23 protein-coding genes are annotated in these 20,177 nt (G+C 68.2%); 17 read left to right on the top strand and 6 right to left on the bottom strand.

The annotated features are described in order from the left end of the window. Positions 1-47 precede the first annotated feature (47 nt). From rbfA to E7Y32_RS16045, 3 genes are all read left to right on the top strand, one after another. Positions 48-557: a 30S ribosome-binding factor RbfA gene (gene rbfA, locus E7Y32_RS16055; protein WP_146337999.1), complete on the top strand. Its 510-nt coding sequence runs from the start codon at positions 48-50 to the stop codon at positions 555-557. A gap of 160 nt (positions 558-717) precedes the next feature. Beyond that, complete coding sequence (gene trxA / locus E7Y32_RS16050; protein ID WP_146337997.1) at positions 718-1,167, top strand: thioredoxin; 450 nt, start codon at positions 718-720, stop codon at positions 1,165-1,167. Continuing rightward, the gene (locus E7Y32_RS16045) at positions 1,164-1,511 is read left to right on the top strand and encodes a CU044_2847 family protein (RefSeq protein WP_146337995.1); all 348 of its coding nucleotides are present in this window, start codon (positions 1,164-1,166) and stop codon (positions 1,509-1,511) included. The genes trxA and E7Y32_RS16045 overlap by 4 nt, the downstream gene beginning before the upstream one ends. A 33-nt stretch (positions 1,512-1,544) precedes the next feature. Here the strand turns inward: E7Y32_RS16045 and E7Y32_RS16040 are convergent, their stop codons facing one another. Both E7Y32_RS16040 and E7Y32_RS16035 read right to left on the bottom strand, forming a co-directional pair. Further along, entirely contained in the window at positions 1,545-1,739 is a 195-nt protein-coding gene (locus E7Y32_RS16040) for a hypothetical protein (RefSeq protein WP_146337994.1), read from the bottom strand. Positions 1,740-1,804: 65 nt separating this feature from the next. Then, on the bottom strand, positions 1,805-2,998 hold the full coding sequence (locus tag E7Y32_RS16035; RefSeq protein WP_186467004.1) for a pyridoxal phosphate-dependent aminotransferase: 1,194 nt from the start codon (positions 2,996-2,998) through the stop codon (positions 1,805-1,807). A gap of 134 nt (positions 2,999-3,132) precedes the next feature. On the opposite strand from E7Y32_RS16035, the gene truB reads away from it, so the two are divergent. From truB to E7Y32_RS16015, 4 genes are all read left to right on the top strand, one after another. Then, a complete protein-coding gene (gene truB / locus E7Y32_RS16030; protein WP_146337992.1) occupies positions 3,133-4,098 on the top strand; it encodes a tRNA pseudouridine(55) synthase TruB in 966 nt (321 codons plus the stop codon). Between the two features lie 2 nt (positions 4,099-4,100). Then, entirely contained in the window at positions 4,101-4,454 is a 354-nt protein-coding gene (locus E7Y32_RS16025; protein ID WP_146337991.1) for a hypothetical protein, read from the top strand. Between the two features lie 22 nt (positions 4,455-4,476). Then, positions 4,477-4,998 (top strand): hypothetical protein, encoded by a 522-nt coding sequence (locus E7Y32_RS16020; RefSeq protein ID WP_261382484.1) that lies wholly within the window; start codon positions 4,477-4,479, stop codon positions 4,996-4,998. A gap of 253 nt (positions 4,999-5,251) precedes the next feature. Beyond that, positions 5,252-5,683, top strand: a complete 432-nt coding sequence (locus E7Y32_RS16015) for a MarR family winged helix-turn-helix transcriptional regulator (protein WP_146337990.1) — start codon at positions 5,252-5,254, stop codon at positions 5,681-5,683. A gap of 94 nt (positions 5,684-5,777) precedes the next feature. On the opposite strand, the gene E7Y32_RS16010 is transcribed toward E7Y32_RS16015, so the two are convergent. Beyond that, the gene (locus tag E7Y32_RS16010) at positions 5,778-6,377 is read right to left on the bottom strand and encodes an NUDIX domain-containing protein (protein ID WP_146337989.1); all 600 of its coding nucleotides are present in this window, start codon (positions 6,375-6,377) and stop codon (positions 5,778-5,780) included. A 680-nt stretch (positions 6,378-7,057) separates the two neighbouring features. Here E7Y32_RS16010 and E7Y32_RS16005 point away from each other — a divergent pair. The 3 genes from E7Y32_RS16005 to E7Y32_RS15995 all read left to right on the top strand — a co-directional run bounded on the left by E7Y32_RS16005 (position 7,058) and on the right by E7Y32_RS15995 (position 10,039). Further along, a complete protein-coding gene (locus tag E7Y32_RS16005) occupies positions 7,058-8,566 on the top strand; it encodes an HNH endonuclease signature motif containing protein (protein ID WP_146337988.1) in 1,509 nt (502 codons plus the stop codon). 122 nt (positions 8,567-8,688) lie between these two features. Beyond that, on the top strand, positions 8,689-9,480 hold the full coding sequence (locus tag E7Y32_RS16000) for a bifunctional 2-polyprenyl-6-hydroxyphenol methylase/3-demethylubiquinol 3-O-methyltransferase UbiG (RefSeq protein ID WP_146337987.1): 792 nt from the start codon (positions 8,689-8,691) through the stop codon (positions 9,478-9,480). Positions 9,481-9,490: 10 nt separating this feature from the next. Then, positions 9,491-10,039, top strand: coding sequence for a hypothetical protein (locus tag E7Y32_RS15995; RefSeq protein WP_261382483.1), 549 nt, complete (start codon positions 9,491-9,493; stop codon positions 10,037-10,039). A 20-nt stretch (positions 10,040-10,059) separates the two neighbouring features. Here E7Y32_RS15995 and E7Y32_RS15990 read toward each other — a convergent pair whose 3' ends face one another. After that, positions 10,060-10,509, bottom strand: a complete 450-nt coding sequence (locus tag E7Y32_RS15990) for a hypothetical protein (protein ID WP_146337986.1) — start codon at positions 10,507-10,509, stop codon at positions 10,060-10,062. Between the two features lie 74 nt (positions 10,510-10,583). Beyond that, on the bottom strand, positions 10,584-10,757 hold the full coding sequence (locus E7Y32_RS16310; protein ID WP_186467003.1) for a hypothetical protein: 174 nt from the start codon (positions 10,755-10,757) through the stop codon (positions 10,584-10,586). Positions 10,758-10,783: 26 nt separating this feature from the next. Here E7Y32_RS16310 and E7Y32_RS15985 point away from each other — a divergent pair, with 26 nt between their 5' ends. Continuing rightward, entirely contained in the window at positions 10,784-11,377 is a 594-nt protein-coding gene (locus tag E7Y32_RS15985) for an adenylate kinase (protein ID WP_146337985.1), read from the top strand. A 120-nt stretch (positions 11,378-11,497) separates the two neighbouring features. On the opposite strand, the gene E7Y32_RS15980 is transcribed toward E7Y32_RS15985, so the two are convergent. Next, entirely contained in the window at positions 11,498-12,310 is an 813-nt protein-coding gene (locus E7Y32_RS15980; RefSeq protein ID WP_146337984.1) for a DUF937 domain-containing protein, read from the bottom strand. A gap of 251 nt (positions 12,311-12,561) precedes the next feature. Here E7Y32_RS15980 and E7Y32_RS15975 point away from each other — a divergent pair, with 251 nt between their 5' ends. The 6 genes from E7Y32_RS15975 (at position 12,562) to E7Y32_RS15950 (ending at position 20,147) form a co-directional block, all read left to right on the top strand. Further along, positions 12,562-13,566: a bifunctional riboflavin kinase/FAD synthetase gene (locus E7Y32_RS15975; RefSeq protein ID WP_146337983.1), complete on the top strand. Its 1,005-nt coding sequence runs from the start codon at positions 12,562-12,564 to the stop codon at positions 13,564-13,566. 21 nt (positions 13,567-13,587) lie between these two features. Continuing rightward, positions 13,588-14,442, top strand: coding sequence for a tryptophan 2,3-dioxygenase (kynA, locus tag E7Y32_RS15970; protein ID WP_146337982.1), 855 nt, complete (start codon positions 13,588-13,590; stop codon positions 14,440-14,442). Positions 14,443-14,504: 62 nt separating this feature from the next. Next, complete coding sequence (gene kynU, locus E7Y32_RS15965) at positions 14,505-15,722, top strand: kynureninase (protein ID WP_222433482.1); 1,218 nt, start codon at positions 14,505-14,507, stop codon at positions 15,720-15,722. Positions 15,723-15,915: 193 nt separating this feature from the next. Further along, on the top strand, positions 15,916-16,185 hold the full coding sequence (gene rpsO / locus E7Y32_RS15960) for a 30S ribosomal protein S15 (RefSeq protein WP_138769772.1): 270 nt from the start codon (positions 15,916-15,918) through the stop codon (positions 16,183-16,185). A 246-nt stretch (positions 16,186-16,431) separates the two neighbouring features. Further along, positions 16,432-18,681 (top strand): polyribonucleotide nucleotidyltransferase, encoded by a 2,250-nt coding sequence (locus E7Y32_RS15955; protein ID WP_146338813.1) that lies wholly within the window; start codon positions 16,432-16,434, stop codon positions 18,679-18,681. 122 nt (positions 18,682-18,803) lie between these two features. Continuing rightward, a complete protein-coding gene (locus E7Y32_RS15950; RefSeq protein ID WP_146337980.1) occupies positions 18,804-20,147 on the top strand; it encodes a pitrilysin family protein in 1,344 nt (447 codons plus the stop codon). Positions 20,148-20,177: the final 30 nt, after the last annotated feature.

Genomic DNA, 20,177 nt, shown 5'->3' with positions numbered 1-20,177 from the left:
TGGACCGCTAGCGCGTCGTCGTACATCCAAATTTTTTAGGAGTGGAAATGGCTGATCCCGCACGGGCTGCCAAGTTGGCGCAGCGGATTAAGGTTGTTGTTGCCGAGGCGCTGGGCCGCAGGGTGAAGGATCCGCGGCTGGAGGGCGTCACTGTGACCGATGCGCGGGTGACGAACGACCTGCAGCACGCCACGGTTTACTACACCGTGTTCGGCGACGAGGTGGCGCAGGCTGACGCGGCAAAGGGGTTGGAGAAGGCCAAGGGGGTGCTGCGCCAGGAGGTTGGCCGCAACATCACCGTCCGGCTCACGCCGACGCTGGAGTTCGTCGCCGATCAGATCCCCGTGGTCGCCTCGAACCTTGAGGAACTGCTGCGGGAGGCCAAGAAGCGCGACGCCGAGGTGGCAGCCCTCGCGGCGAGCGCCAAGCACGCCGGCGACGCCGACCCGTACAAGAGCGACATCCCCGAGGACGTCGAGCTGGACGAAGACGACTTCGACGAAGAGGACACCGACCTCAGTGTCGACCGCGACGTCGACGAGGACAGCAACAAGTAGCGCCCAGCACCAGCAGCCCTGGCCGGACCCGGAAACGGGCCCGGCCAGTGCTGTCTGAGGGCCGTTCGCGCCCGTGGGGACTTTGGGCCCTATGCCCTGCCCGGGCCGGGGCGTCTCATGGAACCATGACTGCGGGTGAACAGAACGGCGGTGAGCGGCCGTGACCGCTGCCCTCATCAAGTGTCCGCACTGCGGCACCACCAACCGCATTCCCGCTGACGCCTCCGGCCACCCGCGGTGCGGCAAATGCCGCCGGGACCTGCCCTGGATCGTGGAGGCCGGCGACGCGGACTTCGCCCCCATCGCCGAGCAGTCCCCGGTTCCTGCCCTGGTCGACTTCTGGGCGGCATGGTGCGGGCCGTGCCGCATGGTCAGCCCGGTCCTGGACAAGCTGGCGACGGAACGCGCCGGCCGGGTCAAGCTCGTTAAGGTCGACGTCGACAAGTCGCCCGGCCTTTCCCGGCGTTTCGACGTGCAGGCCATTCCCACGATGCTGGTGATCACCGGCGGCAAAGTGGTTGCGCGGCAAACCGGAGCGCCGCCGGCTGCCGCCCTGCGGACCTGGCTGGACGAGGCACTGGCTGGCAGGCGTGAAGGGAGCAACCCATGACGGAAATCCTGCGCTACGAGGTCGGGTCCGGAACGGTGCTGGTCGAGGTCGACGAAGGCAGCTTCGGCGTCGAGCGGCCTGCCCGCAACGAACTCGGCATCCTCGATGCCGGCCGGAGGCTCGAAGATGCCCTGGCCGCCGTACGGCCGGCGGCGAGGGCCGCCGCGGACGTGATGCGGGAACTGGCGCCCGAGCATCTGGAACTGCAGTTCGGCGTGAAGCTGGCGGGGGAGGCCGGGGCGATCATTGCGCGGAACTGCGCCGAGGGTCATTTCATCCTCAAGATGTCCTTCACCGCTCCGCCGGGGCCGCAGCTGTCGCCGGAAGACGAGATCCGGCTCTGAACCGGCGCCGGACGCAGGGGACCGGCCGGGGAGTCAGCGCCGCCTTCGTCCCAGGCTGCCGAGCAGCGGAGAACCCATTCCCAGCAAGAAGCCGAAGTCGTACCAGTTCCCGGCCCGCCCCGTGTTGTAGAAGGGGAACTCATTCCACGCCCCGAACACATGCGCAATCAGCACAATCCAGGCCGTGATTCCGTTCCAGACGCCCCACAACAAGTCCTGCCACCACATGAGGTTCCTCCTTGCGCCGCGGGCGGCGTCCGCGGCGTGAATCCGCGGACCCGCGTGTGGTCAGGCTACTGCCTGGCGCGGTCGTGCGATAGGGACCCGGCGGCCGCGTCGCGGACGGGAAGCCGGCCCAGACCCTCCACCAGGTCGGCCTGGGCGCCGCAGAGCGCTATCCGGATCCAGCCCTCGCCGATGGAACCGAACGCGGTCCCCGGGGCGAAGGACACCCCGGAGTCCGCCAGGAAGCGCCGGACCCAGGCCCGGACGTCACCGCCGCTGACGTGCGAGACGTCGGCCCAGAGGTAGAACGCCCCCTGCGCGGTGAGGAACGGGATGCCCTTGGCTTCCAGGACGGCGGACGCCGCGTCCCGGTTGGCGCGGTAGTGCGCCTGGGCGTGGCTGACGTAATCCTGCGGACCGGTCAGGGCCGCCAGCGCCGCGTACTGCGAGGGTGAGGCGACACAGGACACGATCGCTTCCATCACGTTGTTCATCTTCTGCTCGAGTCCGGGCGGGCAGATTAGCGCCCCGATCCGCAGTCCGGTGAGCCCGTAGGTCTTGGACAGGGTCAGCGAGGTGAACACCCGGGCCTCGCCGGGTACGTCGCTGTCGAAGCGTGCCGGGCTGACGTGCGGGACGTCGTAGGTGAACGCTTCGTAGCATTCATCCGAGATGATCCACAGGTCGTGCGCCACGGCCAGCTCCACCAGGCTGCGGGTGAGCTCCTCGCTCAGCACGGCCCCGAGCGGGTTGGACGGTGAGTTCAGGATCAGCACCTTGGTGTGCGGCGTGATGAGGGCTTCGATGTCCTCGATCCGCGGCTGGAAGTCGTGGTCCGGGTAAAGCGGGTACCGGACCGGGACCGCGTGCAGCAGGCTGGAGGTCATCGCAAACGTCGGGTAGCCGGGGTTGGGGATCAGGATTTCATCGCCGGGGGAGAGCAGCAGGCTCATCGCGAAATGCAGGCCCTGCTGCGCGCCGTCGACGACGTACACCCGGTCCGCGCCGACGTCGGTCCCGTTGTGCTCCCGGAAACGGGCAGCGAAGGCTTCCCGGAGTGCCGGAATGCCGGCGTTGGGGGTGTAGTTGGTCTCGTCCCGGTCCAGGCACGCCATGCCCGCCTCGAGGATGTGGCGGGGGAGGGCGAAGCCCGGTTCGCCGATGCTCAGCACAATCGCGCCCGGGGTGTGCCAGGCGGCCTCGGTGATCTCGCGGATCTGGTTGATGGGGACATCGCGAACGTGGGCGGCAAGCTCTGGCATGTCTGCCATCCTAGTCCGCGGCCGGCGGGCGGGCGGCCGGCGGGCGGCGGCCCACGGGCGGCCGCGCCCGGCGGACGGCCGCGGCGGGCGGCATCCGCGCCGGAGGCAGCTCCGGCGCGGATATACTTGGAGGCGTGCTTTCTGGACTGGTGATAGTGGACAAGCCGCAAGGCTGGACCAGCCACGATGTGGTTGGACGGATGCGGCGGATCGCCGGTACCCGGAAGGTAGGCCACGCTGGAACGCTGGACCCGATGGCGACGGGCGTGCTGGTGCTCGGCATCAACAAGGCGACCCGCCTGCTGACCTACATCGTGGGAACCTCCAAGACTTATACCGCCACCATCCGCCTCGGCGAATCAACCGTCACGGACGACGCCGAGGGCGAGGTCACCGCCACCCGCAGTGCCGCCGCGGTCACCGAGGACAGTGTCCGCGCCGGCGTCGCCGCCCTGACCGGCGAAATCCAGCAGGTGCCGAGCAGCGTCAGCGCCATCAAGGTCAACGGCGAGCGGGCCTATGCCCGCGTCCGCTCCGGCGAGGACGTGAAGCTCGCCGCCCGGCCCGTGACGATCCACCGCTTCGACATCCACGAACTGCGCCGCGCCCAGGACGGCGAAGCCCTGGACCTGGACGTGACCGTCGAGTGCTCCTCCGGCACCTACATCCGTGCCCTCGCCCGCGACCTCGGCGACGCCCTCGGCGTCGGCGGCCATCTCACCGCCCTGCGCCGGACCCAGGTGGGGCCCTACACCCTGGACCAGGCACGCACCCTGGAGCAACTCGCCCAGGAACTGCAGGTCCTGGAGATGTCCCAGGCCGCCCGGGCACTGATGCCCAACCGCGAGCTCAGCGCGGAGGAGACCACAGAACTCTCCTTCGGCCGCCGGATCGCAGCCGGGGCCGCCGCCGGCACCCCTGATGCCGCGACGCCGGAAAAGCCGGCCGCCGCGTTCGCACCCGACGGGTCACTGGTGGCCCTGCTCGCCGACGCCGGAAGCTACGCCAAGCCCGTGCTGGTCTTTGCCCCGGACAATGAGAATCCCGCCGCCGGGAAGTCGGCCGCCGGGACTCCTGACGCCGAAAAGCCCGCGGGATAGCCGTGGACGCGTACTTCTACATCATCCTGGTGGTGGGGCTGGTTTCGACCGTCCTGTGCGCCGGGGCCGGCATCCTGAAGAAGGCCCCGAACGATGCCACCATCCTCTCGGTGGCCGCCGTCGAACTGTCCCTGCTGGTCTACCTGGTGGGCTCGATCGTCCGGGTCGCGTCCGGGGAACAGATCGCGGGGGAGCCCTGGGAGTTCTGGGGCTACCTCATCACCGCGCTGATGCTTCCGGTCGGCGCGGTGTACTGGGCCATCCTGGAACGCACCCGCTGGAGCAACTTTGTGCTGGCCGCCGTCGGCGTCACTGCCCTGGTGATGGCGGCCCGAATGAACCAGATCTGGTACTGACATGGAAGAGGCAAAGAAGGACATGACGGCTTCACAGCAGGGCGCGGGCGACGCCGCCGCGACTGACGCTTCGCTCGCCGCTGCGGCCGCGGCGCCCACTTCGGCCGCTTCGTCCGGCGGCCCGGCCGGCGTCTCGGCGCCGCGGGACACACGCAACACCGGCCCGGGCCGGCTGCTGATCGCTGTTTACGCGGTGTTCGCCCTCTCGGCCACGGCCCGGGCCGGATACCAGATCCTCACCAAATTCTCCGAGGCGCCGCTGGCCTACCTGCTGTCCGCCTTCGCCGCTGTCGTCTACATCGTCGCGACTGTTTCCCTCGCGAAGGCCGGCCGGATCTGGTTCAAGGTGTCCGTGACGGCCGTGCTCGTCGAGTTGATCGGTGTCCTGGTGGTCGGCGCCCTCAGCCTCTTCGACGCGGTCAATTTCCCGCACGAGACGGTCTGGTCCCTGTTCGGCCGCGGGTACGGGTTCATCCCGCTGCTGCTGCCGATCCTGGGCCTCATCTGGCTGTACCGCCGCCGTCCCGCACCCCGGCGTTCCTAAAGAGCCCTCCCGCACGGCCCGTCAGCCCTGGACCGGGCCGCCCTTGACGTGCCCCGCGGCGCATAATAGTAAGCAGACTTGCCAAATGCATAGTAAGCATGCTTATTGTAGTACCTAGGTGCGACCGCGGATAGTGGCGCACCCACGTTTGTCCACCGAGCGAGGGAGGCATCATGAGCATTGTGAACGCCGTTCCCCGAGCACCATGGGAACCGAAAAGAGCAGCCAAAAGGCGCCGGACCGGGTGCCAAGCATGAGCCGCAGCCCGGAAGCCAGGAAGTGGCGGACAGACCAGCTTCTGTCCATGGCCGCCAGGGTGGTCGAGCGGCGAAAGGACCAGGCGCTGGCGGCCCTTGGCCTGACGCATGCCGCGGTCATCGCCCTCCAAGGTCTTGCAGGCGGCCCGCTGAACCAGGAGCAACTGGCGCGCAGGATCGCCGTGCAAAGCCAGTCCCTGGGCCGGGTCTTGGCTCGGCTGGAAGATGCGGACCTCGTCTCCCGGACCCGGGACCAGCGGGACCGGCGGCAGTTCATCGTCGCCCTGACGCCGGCGGGCAGCGCCGCGCTGGCCGCCGCGCACCAGATCGAGTGCAATGCCCTCCCCGAGGACCTGGAGGACTGGACCACGCTGCAGCGCGATCTGGCCAGAATCCTGACAGCCTTTGAGGTCCCGGGCCGGTTCTGAGCAGTTCCGGTTCTTAGCGGTACGCCGGAGCAGTCCCTCAACGACGCGCACCCCGCAGGACGACGACGGCGGCGCGGTGCCGTCGTCGTCGTCGTTAGTACGGTTGCCCTTGGACGTTCTCCGCCTGGTCCAGAAGCCTGCGCCGCAGCGCGGGCCAGGCCGCCGCGAACCCCGGGTGGAGTTCCTTGTCGCCCACGCCGTCGAGGCCGACCCACTGCAATTCCAGGCTTTCCGGGTCGCTGATGGCGGGTTCGAAGGGCTCGATAACCTGGGCCGCCACCGTCGTGTAGGACCAGTACCCGACGTCAAACACCGACGTGAACAGCACGCGGACCGCCGCCGGCGGAACGGCGGCTTCCTCGTTGGCCTCCCGGAGCGCGCCGGCCACGGCGTCTTCGCCCTGATGCAGGGCACCGCCGGGAAGGCCCCATGTTCCGCCTTTGTCGCTCCACATGGCCCGGTGCTGTAGCAGGACGCCTTTGTTGGCATCATGTACCAACAAACCCGCGGACCCAAAGCGCCCCCAGAAGCGGCCGTGCTCGCCGTCCACCCAGGCATCGCCAGGGTCGCGGGGCCCCAGCGGGCGGCGGAGTTCGAAAGGCGGCGTGTGCTGCGGCTCGTCCTGCTGTGATTCCTGTTGCGGTCCGTTGCGGGGCGGCGTTCCGGCCGGCTGCGGGGAGACTGGGCTGTCCATTCCGCTAGTCTGCCAGTTCTGCGGTTCGTATGCTCCGGGACCGACTCCGCACGTAGCATCGGCCCGTAATGTCTGGGGGCGGTACCAGAATGAGTTTGTGAGGCTCACCGCAGCCCCCTTTAGTCGTTCGGGCGCCCTACTGGTTGCCCATCCGGCCAGCTGGCCGGACGGTTATTTCCCCTGCGTGCCGGCGGCCCGTATTTGAACGCGTCCCGGCCTGTGCGGGGCCAGCCCTGATTGTCGTAGGTCCCCGGCAGGATTGAGTCATGGGAATCGGTGCAGCTCTCATCGCCCGTCCGGCCGGCAGGCCGGACGATGTTTCCGCCCGCATGCCAGCCGCCGGACGGGTCCTAGCCTTTGGAGCGGAACCCCTTTTTGTCGTAGGTGCCCGGCAGGATTGAGTCATGGGAATCGGTGCAGCTCTCATCGTTAGTCCGGCCGGCAGGCCGGACGATGTTTCCGCCCGCATGCCAGCCGCCGAACGGGTCCTAGCCTTTGGAGCGGAACCTCTTTTTGTCGTAGGTCACGGGCAGGATGGTGTTATGGGAATCGCTGCAGCCCTCGTCGCCCGACCGGACATCAGGCCGGACGGTGAATGGCGACGGGTTGCGGCCGCTGAACAGGTCCTAGCCCGTGGAGCGGCACCTCTTTTTGTCGTAGGTCACCGGCAGGATTGAGTCATGGGAATCGGTGCAGCTCTCATCGTTCGTCCGGCCGGCACGCCGGACGGTGAGGGGCGCCGGGTTCCGCCGCTGGACAGCGTGCTCGGGCAGTTGCGCGGGTTCTGTGCGACGGCGGCCGGGGACGCGGCGCTGATGGGTTTTGGCGAGGCGGCGGAGTTCGCCGGCCAGGTCGAGGAGATCTCCCGGGCCATTGAGTACCTGCAGCTCGTCGCCGCCGGGGCAGTGGAGCGCACCCGTAAGGAAGCAGCCGCCGACGGCGCCCCGGCCCTCGATGACGGCTACCGCAAAACCTCCGAGTTCCTGCGGGACCGGCTGCAGATCGGCGCCGTCGAAGCCCACCGCCGGCTCACCCTGGCGCAGGACCTGTTGCCCCGCACCGGAATGACCGGGCAGCCGCTGCCGCCGGTGCGCGCGGAACTCGCCGCGGCCGTGGCCGCCGGGGCCGTTCCGTCCCGGTCCGCGACCATCATCACCCACGCTTTGGGCCGGGTCCGGCCCGTCTGCGACGCCGAGACTGCCGCCCGGATGGAACACGCCCTGACACGCACCGCGGCCGAACACGACCCCGACTTCCTGACCCGGATCACGAAGCGCTGGGTCGACGCGATCGACCAGGACGGCGCCGAACCGAGTGAGGAAGTCCTCCGCCAGCTCCAGGGCGCCTTCATCCGCAAACCCCGCCACGGGCTGCAGCACCTGGAAATCTTCGCCACCACCGAACAGTTCGAACACCTCCTGACCGTGATGAACACCGCCACCAACCCACGAACTTCGGGGGCCGCGGGTGCCGGCAGCGCGCCGGACGGCGCGGCCGGCAGTGAGGCTGTGGAGGGTTTCGTGCCGAACGTCCTGGACCGGCGGTCGCGGCCGCAGAAACACCTCGACGGCCTCGTCGGCGGCTGCAAGATTGCCATGGCCTCCGGCGGACTCCCCGCCGCGGGCGGACTCCGGCCCCAGGTCATGGTCACCGTCGACTACCGCGACCTCCTCGAACGCCTCACCCGGCTGACCGACACCGGGGAAGCTGCGACGTTGGACGGGACCGGGGACGCCGGAGGACCAGGCACCGGCCCCTTCGGCTTCACCGGCACGGGCACCATGGCGTTCACCGGTCCGGTCACCGCCGCGACCATCCGCAAAATCGCCTGCGACGCCGACATCATCCCCGTCCTGCTCGGCAGCGAAGGCCGGGTCCTGGACGTCGGCCGCACCACCCGCATCTTCCCGCCCCACATCCGCAAAGCCATCACCGCCCGCGACCAAGGCTGCACCTTCCCCGGCTGCACCATCCCCGCCCCCTGGTGCGAAGCCCACCACATCACCTACTGGTCCCGCGCCGGCACCACCAGCACCGACAACGGAACACTCCTCTGTTCACACCATCACCACCTGATCCACAAAGAACAATGGACCATCCAGCCCCGCAACGGCATCCCCTGGTTCATCCCGCCGCCCCACCTCGACCCCCACCAGACACCCAGACGCAACCACTACTTCCGCTCCTGAGGCACACGACCGGGCCGCCGGAACCTGGAGAGACATGAGCAGGGCAGGATTACCGCTCTCCCTGGTCGCCTCGCCGTTCCCGGGTCGTAGGCAACCCGTGCAGCGGATGCAATAGTGGCGGGATGATCAACCAGCAGCAGCTCTGGGACGCCGAGGCCGCGAAGCATTACGACACCCCCGGAGAGGGGATGTTCGCGCCCGAGGTCATCGGTTCCACGGTCGAGGTCCTCGCAGAACTGGCCGGTGCCGGCCGGGCCGTGGAGTTTGCCATCGGCACAGGCCGGGTCGCCATCCCTCTGTCCGAAGCAGGGGTGCCGGTCTCCGGCGTCGAACTGTCCCACGCAATGATCTCCCGCCTTCGCGAGAAGGTGACCGAGGATCAGATCCCAGTCGTTCAGGGCGACATGACGGAGGCCGTGGCGGGCGAGGGTTTCTCGCTGGCGATCCTAGTGTTCAACACCATCGCTAACCTGCTGACTCAGGACGAGCAGGTCCGCTGCTTCCAGAACGCTGCCCGCCATCTGGCTCCCGGCGGCCGCTTCGTGATTGAGCTCTGGGTGCCGCAGTTGAGATCGTTGCCACCCGGACACGGTGGAACGGTTGAGATGAGCCGGCCCGGGTACCTGCTCGTCGATACGTACGACGTGCTGAACCAGCAGGTGGTCTCGCACCATGTGCGGTTCGGCGCGGAACTCTCCGAGGGGCGGGAGGCGCGGATCGGACGGACGCCACACCGGTACATCTGGCCAAGCGAACTGGACCTCATGGCCCGGCTAGCCGGGTTCGAGCTGGAATCCAGGTGGGCGGATTGGGACCGCAGCGAATTCACCGCGGAGTCCCGGAGCCACGTTTCGGTGTACCGGGTCGCGCAGGATCACAGGCGGATGACTTGCCATCTGGCAGGCGGGCCATAGACTCGGCCACATGCTTGGTCTTGGGGGAAGAAAAACCGTCCGCGGCATTGTGATGTTCGTGTTGGGCGTGACGTTGGTCGTCGGGCTGGCCGCCTGCGCGTACGAGGACGAGGGGGATCCGCTGCCGACGGCGGCGAACGGGAGCCCTGGGCCCGCACGAACTCTTCCCGCGAAGGACCCGGACGTGCTGGCCGCGGAAGCACGCAACTACGCAGAACTCGAACAACGCTTGGCCGCGGCCCCCGGATCAGTCCTGCTGGCCGACGCCGGCCCCGCCGACGGGCCCGGCGTCGGCTTCCGTAAAGCCGCCACCGTCACAGCTGCCGGACCTTACACCGTCACCACGGCGTGCGTCGGCATCCCGCGCGCCCAGATCTACCTCTCCCAGGGGATCCCCGGCGGCACCGACTACCAGATGTTCGAAGTCGAATGCTCCGGAACCCAGACACAGGTCATCCAGCTCCAGAAGGGGTACATCGGCGCCCAGCTGATGGGGCGCCGCGACCCCACGGCAGCCTGGACCGGGGCGGTCGCCGGTATCAGGATCACTGTCGGCTGAGCCAAGGAGACGGTCGGGGCTCAGCCCGTCGTGAAGGGGAGCGGGGTGCCCGCAGGGAACGGAGCGGCGCCCTGGTCCGGCGTCATGGTGAACCATTCGCCGTTCTGCTGCGTGAGGAACAACAGCTGGCGGCCGCCGGCGTCGAGCGGGTCGCCGTCGGGGTAGGACGCCCCGCACGTGACCGGCATCGACGCGATCCGGACGGGACCCTCGCCAAGGCTGCCCTTGAGTACTTGCTCCACTTCCACCACATGCACGTTGGCCTGGTACCCGTAGGTCTGCACCTCGCCGTCCCGCTTCAGCGCGGTGCCAACCAGAACCGCCCCGGCGTGGTCGAAGCGCTGCTGCATGGTCTCGAAGCGGACCCAATCAACGCAGGTATCCGTGCGGGAGACCGGCAGCAGCCAGCAACCGCTGAGCAGCGCAACCAGCAGTACGCCGATTGTCGTTATCCCCGCGAATCTGCGCATGCTCGAACCATAGCCGCAGTGGCGAAGGGGGTCTATGGAAAGTAGCCGCCCGGGCCTCCGGGGGAGCGCCGTCGCTAACGGAACAGAGCGAACACCCGGAGCGGTTCGGGACTGAAATCTCCACCCTCGGTGAAACCCGGGCCTTGCTCCGGGTCCTGGGTATAGGCGGACCCCTCGACGGATTCGTACAGTGCCAAGGCCTCGACGTCGGACACACCGCGGCCGGCGGAGATGGTGAACTCCGGCATCGAACCCGTGTGGCAAGCTGAATCCCGTGCACCCACGGAACCCACCCACAGCCCCTTCGCGCGTCCTCTTCTACGGCGTCACCGGAAGCGGCAAGTCCTCGGCCGCCCGTGCCTATGCCGCGCGGACCGGACTGCCCGAGTATTCCGCCGACGACGACATCGGCTGGCTTCCGGGCTGGCGCCAACCGAGCACCGAAGAGCAGCGGGAGCTCGCGGCGCGCATCGCCGGCCAGGACCAGTGGGTGCTCGACAGTGCCTACGGCGTGTGGCGCGACCTCGTGGTCCCGCGCCCGGAACTCATCGTGGGCCTGGACTATCCGCGCTGGCTCTCGCTGTTCCGGCTGATCCGTCGCTCCGTGCGCCGGGTCGTCGCCCGCGAGGAAGTCTGCAACGGGAACCGGGAATCGTTCGGCCGCCTCTTCGCCCCCGACTCCATCATCGGCTGGCACTTCCGCTCCTTCAGCCGCAAACGGCGGGTCATGCGTGAACTTCAGAGCGCCCCCGGCACCGCCGAGGTCCTGATCTTTCGCCATCCCCGCGAACTCGACGCGTGGCTCCGGCGCCTCCCGCAGGCAGACACGCAGGCGGATCCCAAGGCGGACCCGCAAGCCGCCAAGTAGCCGGGCACCGGGCTCAAAGCCCGCCTGTCAGCGGACCGGCTCGCCCCGCGCGTCGACCCGGAAATTGGCGATCACGCGGTTCGTAGCCGTGTTGATGATGACAACCGAATGGGCAGGGGACTATTTCTTGCCGAATAGACCGCCCAGCAGGCCGCCGAGGCCGCCGTCGCCCTTCCGCCGGTCATCCTGCCGGTCCTGCGTCGTGTCTTCCGGCTGCTGCCCGGGAAGGTCGACGTCGATCAGCTCACCTGGCCGGGGCGCGCCGTCGGCTGGCTGCCCCTGCGGGAGGGGCTGGGACTCGGGCGTGGTGCCGGACTCAGCGGCACGGGCATCGGCGGCGTCGTCGTTGGCGGTCCGCTGCTGCCCGCCGTCAAACATGCCGCCCAGGAGATCGCCCAGTCCGCCGCCGGCGCCTCCCGCGCCACCGAGAATCCCGCCGAGGATGCCGCCGAGGTCGATGCCGCCGGCACCGGCCTGGCCGCCGCCGGCACCGCTGCCGCTTCCGCCCGCGCCGGCCTGGCCGCGGCCGCCCAGGACCTTGTTAGCGAGGTAGGACATCACGATGGGCGCCAGCAGGGGGAGGAGTTTGCGGACGAGGTCGCCGCCGACTCCGCCGAGCTGTGCGGTGCCGGCCAACTGGTTGGCCACCTGGTCCTGCCGGCCGCCGAAGACGTGGTTCACGATTTTCTCGCCGTCGGCGGTATCCACCTGGGCCGCGTCCACGCCGCCGTCGACAAGACCGTCCTGGTGCTGTACCAGCGCCGATTCCAGCGACGCCGCGCCCTCCGGAGCCTGCGCATTGTTGTGCAGACCGGCCAGCAGGGTGGGCACGGCGGCCTCCACCGCGGCCTGTGCGCTTTGCCGGTCGGTTCCGAGCATGTCGGCGATCTGGTCCACAGGGATCTGCCCGAGGATGTCTTGGAGCTCAGTCATGGCCTTCTCCTTCACCCGCGGGCGCTCCCGCGGACCTTGGTGGCGGAGCCGGCGGCATTGCCGGCGCCGAACTGCATGCCCTTGCATCGTAGCCCGGTGTCCCGCGGCGGGGGAGGGAGAGGCGGGAAGGCTGCCGCCGGCGCCTCCGCCGTCGTCCGGGAACCGGGACGATTGCGGGTAATCTTAGAGAATTCCGGAGCCGGCCCTGCCCCTCCGGAGGAGTTCATGGCAGGCAGCAAAAGGCGAGGTAGATGGTCCACATCTGGAACGATCCGTCCGAAGTCCCGGCGGACTTCGGCCCGTCCGTGGTCACGTTCGGCAACTTCGACGGCGTGCACCGCGGCCACCAGCAGGTCCTCTCGCAGCTCATCCGCACCGCCCGCCTGAACCATGCCCGCGCCGTCGCCATCACCTTCGACCCGCACCCGGCGCAGGTGCACCGCCCCGATTCCGCCCCCGAGCTGATCATGGGCCTGGAGGACAAGCTTGTTGCCCTCGGCGAGGTGGGCCTGGATGCCGTCCTGGTGATGAAGTATTCGCTGGAACTGGCCAGCCTCACGCCCGAGGAATTCGTGTCCTCCGTGCTCGTCGACGCGCTTAAGGCCAGCCACGTGGTGATCGGCCATGACGCCCGCTTCGGCCGCGGCAATTCCGGGGACCTGGACACCATGAAGGCGCTGGGGGAGAAGCTCGGCTTCGACGTCCAGGTCATCAGCGAGTTCGGTTCCGAGGGCTACCCGCTCCACGGCCACAACGACGCCGACCACGACGGCGGGGCAGGGGACCGCCGCTGCTCCTCGTCCTGGGTCCGGGAGGCCCTGCGGGAGGGCGACGTCGCCACCGCCGCCGCCGTCCTCGGCCGGCCGCACCGGATGCGCGGCGAAGTGGTCCACGGCGCAGCCCGCGGCCGCGACCTCGGGTTCCCCACCGCCAACCTTTCCGCCGAGGCCACCGGCTACATTCCCGCGGACGGCATCTACGCGGGCTGGCTCGTCGACCAGGCCGGCACACGCTGGCCGGCCGCCATTTCGGTCGGCTCCAACCCGACCTTCGACGGCGTCAGCCGGCAGGTCGAGGCGCACGTGATCGACCGCCCGGAAGAGGCTGTCGAGGACTTCGATCTCTACGGCCAGACAGTTGTGGTCGAGTTTGTCGCCCGGCTGCGCGGGATGGTCGCGTACCGTGGCCCTGAAGCGCTCGTCGAGCAGATGCGACTGGACGTTGTCCAGGCCCACGACATCCTGACCGCGCGCTGAGGCAAAGGAAAGGCACCCCACGTGACCATTGAGAAAAACACGCGCGAGCTGGACAAGGACATCGTCCGCGACTTCAGCTCCCGGATGAGCTATGCCTCATACCTGCAGCTGCCGACGCTGCTCAGCGCCCAGCAGCCGGTCAGCGCACCCGAGCACCACGACGAGATGCTGTTCATCATCCAGCACCAGACCACGGAGCTGTGGCTCAAGCTCGTGCTGCACGAACTCCGCAGCGCGGCCGCCTGGCTCCGCGCCGACGACCTCGGCTCCGCGCTCAAGGCGATCGCCCGGGTCAAGCACATCCAGAAGACCCTCACCGAGCAGTGGTCCGTGCTCGCCACCCTGACGCCCACCGAGTACTCTCAGTTCCGTGGCTTCCTCGGCAACTCCTCCGGGTTCCAGTCCAGCCAGTACCGGGCGGTGGAATTCCTGCTGGGCAACAAGAACCGCAAAATGCTGCCGGTCTTCGAGTCGGACCCCGAAGCTCACGGGATGCTGCTGGAACTGCTGGAAGCCCCGAGCATCTACGACGATTTCCTCGCATACCTCAAGCGCCAGGGCTTCGACGTGCCGGCGTCCGTTCTGAACCGCGATGTCAGCCAGGCCCACGAGTTCTGCCCCGAACTGGTCCCGGTGTTCAAGTACATCTACGAAAACGCGGCCAGCAACTGGGGCGCCTACGAGGCGTGTGAGGAACTTGTGGACCTGGAGGACAACTTCCAGCTCTGGCGGTTCCGGCACCTGCGCACCGTGCAGCGCACCATCGGCATGAAAGCCGGCACCGGCGGCTCCAGCGGTGCCGCGTTCCTGCAAAAGGCCCTCGAACTGACCTTCTTCCCTGAGCTTTTCGCGGTCCGCACGGAGATCGGCCAGTGAGCGCCCTCAACCCGCAGGCGGCCGCCGCCGGCGCCCCCGCCGCCGCCGCGACCACGGATGCCCTGCTGCAGCGTGCCCGGGACCTCGACGCCGCCGACCCCCTCGCCGCCTACCGGCAACACTTCATCGGCACGGACACGGAGCTGTCCTACCTCGACGGCAACTCCCTGGGCCGGCCGCTCAAGCGCACCGTCACGGACATCAGCAGTTTCATCCAGGACAGCTGGGGCGGCCGCCTGATCCGAGGCTGGGACGAGGAATGGCTGGAATTGCCGCAGGCCATCGGCGACCAGCTGGGACGCGCCGTCCTCGGCGCCGCCCCGGGACAAACCATCATCGCCGACTCCACCACCGTGGCGCTCTACAAGCTGATCCGCGCCGCGCTGGCCGCCGTCACTGACCCGGCCCGCAACGAGATCGTGCTGGACACAGACAACTTCCCGACCGACCGCTACCTCGTCGAGGGCATCGCCCGCGAAGAGGGCCTCACGCTGCGCTGGATCGACGCCGACCCGGCGTCGGGCGTCACCGTCGAGCAGGTCCGTGTCGCCACCGGCCCGGCCACCGCCGTCGTGGTCCTGAGCCAGATCGCCTACCGTTCCGGCTTCCTCGCGGACCTGCCGGGCATCACCGCCGCCGTGCACGACGCCGGCGCGCTGGTGGTCTGGGACCTGTGCCACTCCGCCGGCTCGGTGGAGATCGGCCTGGACGCCGCCGGGGTCGACTTCGCCGCCGGCTGCACCTACAAGTACCTGAACGGGGGACCGGGCTCGCCCGCGTTCGCCTACGTCAACGCCCGGCACCTGCCCGGGCTGCGACAGCCCATCTGGGGCTGGATGGGACGCAAGGACGCCTTCGAAATGGGACCCGGCTATGAGCCCGCCCCCGGCATCCGCGGTTTCCTCAGCGGTACCCCGGCCGTCTTCGGGATGCTGGCCATGCGCGGCACCCTGGACCTGCTCGAGGAAGCCGGCATGGCCGCCGTCCGGGAGAAGTCCAAGCTGCTGACCGCGTTCGCCGTCGAACTTTATGACGCCTGGCTGGAACCGGCCGGGGTGCGGCTCGGCACCCCGCGGGACCCGGGGCTGCGCGGCAGCCACATCACCGTGGACCACCCGGCGTTCCGCGAAATGACGGCGGCGCTGTGGGAACAGGACGTGATTCCGGACTTCCGCGCGCCGCAGGGCATCAGGATCGGACTCTCACCGTTGAGCACCTCCTTTGCCGAGCTGTACCAGGGAGTCGCGGCGATCCGCTCGCTGCTGGCCGGCTCCGAGTAAGCGGCCGGCGCCGCATGGTTTAGACAACTTCGGCGCCGTGCCAGTAAACTAAACGTTGGATCCGGCTGCAGTCCGTGGCGGCTGGCTCTTGTTGTGTAGGAAAGACTTATCCCCTGGGGATGGGAATTCCGGCGCGGCACCCCCGGCAGTGAATTACTGACTCGGGCCTCACGGCACATCTCTAGGAGTTATCGTGGCACTTGAAGCCGCTGTAAAGCAGTCCATCATGAAGGATTTCGCAACGTCCGAGGGCGACACCGGTTCGCCGGAGGTCCAGGTTGCAGTCCTGACCCAGCGGATCAAGGATCTGACGGAGCACATGAAGGAGCACAAGCACGATTACCACACCCAGCGCGGTCTGCTGGCCATGGTTGGTCGTCGCAAGCGCATGCTCACCTACCTCAAGAACACTGACATCAACCGCTACCGTGCGCTCATCGAGCGCCTCGGCCTGCGCCGCTAGTCAGCTCTAAGGGGCGGCCCTTTCCAGACGGAAGGGGCCGCCTTCTTCAAACAAAAACTCAACAGGAGGATCAACCGCATCACGCATTCGCGGTCCTCGGTAGTGACCTCCGGGAACGGCTTCAAGGATTGAAGCCACGGCCCGTGGGTCTCGATCGATGACCGGGTGCAGTGCAGGCCAGTAGACAGATGCTGGGCTGGGTTGATGCGGCTGGACTCCGTGAAACAAGAAACGGAGGTGACTCTCTTGGAGGGTCCCGAAATCCAGTTCTCAGAAGCCGTCATTGACAATGGCCGCTTCGGCAAGCGGGTTATCCGCTTTGAAACCGGCCGTCTTGCCAAGCAGGCAGCCGGCGCAGCCATGGTCTACATCGACGAAGAGACCGCGCTGCTGTCCGCCACCACCGCCGGCAAGCACCCGCGTGAAGGCTTTGACTTCTTCCCGCTGACCGTCGACGTCGAAGAGCGTATGTACGCCGCCGGCCGCATCCCGGGCTCGTTCTTCCGCCGCGAAGGCCGCCCCTCCACGGAAGCCATCCTGGCCTGCCGCCTGATGGACCGCCCGCTGCGCCCCGCCTTCGTGAAGGGCCTGCGCAACGAGGTCCAGATCGTCGTCACCGTGCTCTCCATCAACCCGGACGAGCTCTACGACGTCGTCGCGATCAACGCGTCCTCGATGTCCACCCAGCTCTCCGGCCTGCCCTTCTCCGGCCCGATCGGCGGCGTCCGCGTTGCCCTCGTCGCCGATGAGCACGGCTCGCAGTGGGTTGCGTTCCCGAAGCACTCCCAGCTGGAGAACGCCGTCTTCAACATGGTCGTTGCCGGCCGCATCGCGGGCGACGACGTCGCCATCATGATGGTTGAAGCCGAAGCCACCGACAACTCCTGGAACCTGATCAAGGAACAGGGCGCCACCGCCCCGACCGAAGAGGTTGTCTCCGAGGGCCTCGAGGCCGCCAAGCCTTTCATCAAGGCCCTCTGCGAAGCGCAGTCCGAGCTGGCAGCCCGCGCCGCCAAGCCGACCGTTGAGTTCCCGGTCTTCCTGGACTACCAGGACGACGTCTACGCCGCTGTGGAGTCCGCTGCCGCCGAGAAGCTGGCCGCTGTCTTCCAGATCGCCGACAAGCAGGAGCGCGACACCGCCTCCGACGAGCTCAAGGACGAGGTCACCTCCTCTCTGGCCGGCCAGTTCGAAGGCCGCGAGAAGGAACTCTCCGCAGCCTTCCGCTCCGTCACCAAGCAGGTTGTGCGCCAGCGTATCCTCAAGGACCAGATCCGCATCGACGGCCGCGGCCTGACGGACATCCGCCAGCTCACCGCCGAGGTTGAGGTTCTGCCTCGCGTCCACGGCTCGGCCATCTTCGAACGCGGCGAGACCCAGATCATGGGTGTCACCACGCTGAACATGCTCAAGATGGAACAGCAGATCGACTCGCTGTCTCCCGTGACGCGCAAGCGCTACATGCACAACTACAACTTCCCGCCGTACTCCACCGGCGAGACCGGCCGCGTCGGTTCCCCGAAGCGCCGCGAAATCGGCCACGGCGCCCTCGCAGAGCGCGCCATCATGCCGGTGCTGCCGTCCCGCGAGGAATTCCCCTACGCGATCCGCCAGGTGTCTGAGGCGCTCAGCTCCAACGGTTCGACGTCGATGGGTTCCGTCTGCGCCTCCACGCTGTCCCTGCTCAACGCAGGTGTGCCGCTGAAGGCTGCCGTTGCCGGTATCGCCATGGGCCTGGTCTCCGACCAGGTTGACGGCCAGACCCGCTACGCCGCGCTGACCGACATCCTCGGCGCCGAAGATGCCTTCGGCGACATGGACTTCAAGGTTGCCGGTACCTCCGAGTTCGTCACGGCCATCCAGCTGGACACCAAGCTCGACGGCATCCCGGCGTCGGTCCTGGCCGCCGCCCTGAAGCAGGCCCGCGAAGCCCGCCTGCACATCCTGGACGTCCTGAACTCCGCGATCGACACCCCGGACGAGCTCTCCGAGTTCGCGCCGCGCGTCATCGCGGTCAAGATCCCGGTAGACAAGATCGGCGAGGTCATCGGCCCGAAGGGCAAGATGATCAACCAGATCCAGGAAGACACCGGAGCCGATATCTCGATCGAGGACGACGGAACTGTCTACATTGGCGCCACCAATGGCCCGTCTGCCGACGCAGCACGGTCCGCGATCAACGCCATCGCCAACCCGCAGGTCCCGGAAATCGGTGAGCGCTACCTGGGTACGGTCGTCAAGACCACCACCTTCGGCGCCTTCGTGTCCCTGACCCCGGGCAAGGACGGTCTGCTGCACATCTCCGAGCTGCGCAAGATCGCCGGCGGCAAGCGCGTGGACAACGTCGAGGACGTCGTCTCCGTCGGCCAGAAGATCCAGGTGGAGATCACCAAGATCGACGACCGCGGCAAGCTCTCCCTCTCGCCCGTCGTGGCGGACGAGGAAGGCGCGGCTGACGCCGACAACGCTGAGGTCTCCGTGGAGTCCGCAGAGTAGTCTTTCCTGACCCAAGCAGCGGGGCCGGTGGATTCGTCCACCGGCCCCGCTGCCGTTAAAGGCAGGTAGGATTGCAGGCAGATTTGGCACACTTCCCGTGACGGTTTTATTGAAAGGCCTTAATGACTGTCGTCCCCCTGCCGCTTGAGCAGAACCAGCACTCCGACACCCTCATCCACGGAGCCGACGGCGGCTCGGAGGTGCGGCGCTCGGTGCTGCCCGGCGGTGTCCGGGTGCTGACCGAGGCCATGCCCGGGCAGCGGTCGGCGACGATCGGCTTCTGGGTCGGCGTCGGCTCGCGCGACGAGGCACCCGGCCAGCACGGGTCCACCCACTTCCTCGAGCACCTGCTGTTCAAGGGCACGCAGCGGCGCACCGCCCTGGAAATCGCCTCGGCCTTCGACGAGGTGGGCGGGGAGTCGAACGCCGCCACCGCCAAGGAGAGCACCTGCTACTTCGCCCGGGTGCTGGACACCGACCTGCCGATGGCGATCGACGTCATCGCGGACATGATCACCGGCGCCGTGCTGGACCCGCAGGAGATGGAGCAGGAACGCGACGTCATCCTCGAGGAAATAGCGATGGACAGTGACGACCCTACCGACGTCGCCCATGAACACTTTGTCGCCGCGGTGCTGGGCACGCACCCCCTTGGCCGCCCGATCGGCGGCACCCCGGAGGCCATCCGCGCCGTCGCCCGCGACTCGGTCTGGGACCACTACCGCCGCTACTACCGCCCGGACGAGCTCGTCATCACCGCCGCTGGGGGACTGGACCACGACGTCGTCTGCGAGCTGGTGGTGGACGCCCTGCATTCCGCCGGCTGGGAACTCGAACACGACGCCCCCCCGGTGCAGCGCCGCCCCACCGAGCGGGCCTCCATCACCGGCACCGCGGGCCTGCACGTGGTCAAGCGCCCGGTGGAACAGGCCAACATCATCATGGGCTGCCCCTCCCTGGTCGCCACCGATGACCGCCGCTTCGTCATGAGCGTGCTCAACGCGGTGCTCGGCGGCGGCATGTCCTCCCGGCTGTTCCAGGAGGTCCGCGAGAAGCGCGGCCTCGTCTACTCGACCTACTCCTTCGCCTCCTCCTACGCCGACGCCGGCTACTTCGGCATGTACGCCGGCTGCACGCCGTCGAAGGTCCGGCAGGTGCTGGACCTGCTCGGCGCCGAACTGGACAAGCTCGCCGAGGACGGCATCACCGAGGAGGAACTGCGCAAGGCCGTGGGCCAGCTCAGCGGCGGGATCGTCCTGGCCCTGGAGGACACCGGCTCGCGCATGTCCCGGCTGGGCCGGGCCGAACTGGTCTCCGGCGAATACCAGGACATCGACGAGACGCTGCGCCAGATCAAGGCCGTGACTGCTGCCGAGGTCCAGGAGCTGGCGCGCGAACTCGCCGCCGCCCCCCGCACCGTCACGGTGGTGGGTCCCTTCGAAGAAACTGAGACCTTCGGCCTCTAACCCAGACCCTCCCTCAGCTCCGGCGGGTCA

The organism is Arthrobacter sp. UKPF54-2 (genome assembly GCF_007858535.1).
In the GTDB taxonomy this organism is placed as follows: Bacteria; Actinomycetota; Actinomycetes; order Actinomycetales; family Micrococcaceae; genus Arthrobacter.
The sequence above is the reverse complement of the archived record's forward strand: the minus strand, read 5'-3'. Positions and strand labels throughout refer to the sequence as shown.

Excerpts from the sequence above, each read along its gene's own strand:
- rbfA (WP_146337999.1), top strand. The coding sequence starts at position 48 with ATGGCTGATCCCGCACGGGCTGCCAAGTTGGCGCAGCGGATTAAGGTT.
- E7Y32_RS16045 (WP_146337995.1), top strand. The coding sequence starts at position 1,164 with ATGACGGAAATCCTGCGCTACGAGGTCGGGTCCGGAACGGTGCTGGTC.
- E7Y32_RS16040 (WP_146337994.1), bottom strand. The coding sequence starts at position 1,739 with ATGTGGTGGCAGGACTTGTTGTGGGGCGTCTGGAACGGAATCACGGCC.
- E7Y32_RS16035 (WP_186467004.1), bottom strand. The coding sequence starts at position 2,998 with ATGCCAGAGCTTGCCGCCCACGTTCGCGATGTCCCCATCAACCAGATC.
- E7Y32_RS16020 (WP_261382484.1), top strand. The coding sequence starts at position 4,477 with ATGACGGCTTCACAGCAGGGCGCGGGCGACGCCGCCGCGACTGACGCT.
- E7Y32_RS16015 (WP_146337990.1), top strand. The coding sequence starts at position 5,252 with ATGAGCCGCAGCCCGGAAGCCAGGAAGTGGCGGACAGACCAGCTTCTG.
- E7Y32_RS16010 (WP_146337989.1), bottom strand. The coding sequence starts at position 6,377 with ATGGACAGCCCAGTCTCCCCGCAGCCGGCCGGAACGCCGCCCCGCAAC.
- E7Y32_RS16005 (WP_146337988.1), top strand. The coding sequence starts at position 7,058 with ATGGGAATCGGTGCAGCTCTCATCGTTCGTCCGGCCGGCACGCCGGAC.
- E7Y32_RS16000 (WP_146337987.1), top strand. The coding sequence starts at position 8,689 with ATGATCAACCAGCAGCAGCTCTGGGACGCCGAGGCCGCGAAGCATTAC.
- E7Y32_RS15995 (WP_261382483.1), top strand. The coding sequence starts at position 9,491 with ATGCTTGGTCTTGGGGGAAGAAAAACCGTCCGCGGCATTGTGATGTTC.
- E7Y32_RS15990 (WP_146337986.1), bottom strand. The coding sequence starts at position 10,509 with ATGCGCAGATTCGCGGGGATAACGACAATCGGCGTACTGCTGGTTGCG.
- E7Y32_RS16310 (WP_186467003.1), bottom strand. The coding sequence starts at position 10,757 with ATGCCGGAGTTCACCATCTCCGCCGGCCGCGGTGTGTCCGACGTCGAG.
- E7Y32_RS15980 (WP_146337984.1), bottom strand. The coding sequence starts at position 12,310 with ATGACTGAGCTCCAAGACATCCTCGGGCAGATCCCTGTGGACCAGATC.
- E7Y32_RS15975 (WP_146337983.1), top strand. The coding sequence starts at position 12,562 with ATGGTCCACATCTGGAACGATCCGTCCGAAGTCCCGGCGGACTTCGGC.
- E7Y32_RS15950 (WP_146337980.1), top strand. The coding sequence starts at position 18,804 with ATGACTGTCGTCCCCCTGCCGCTTGAGCAGAACCAGCACTCCGACACC.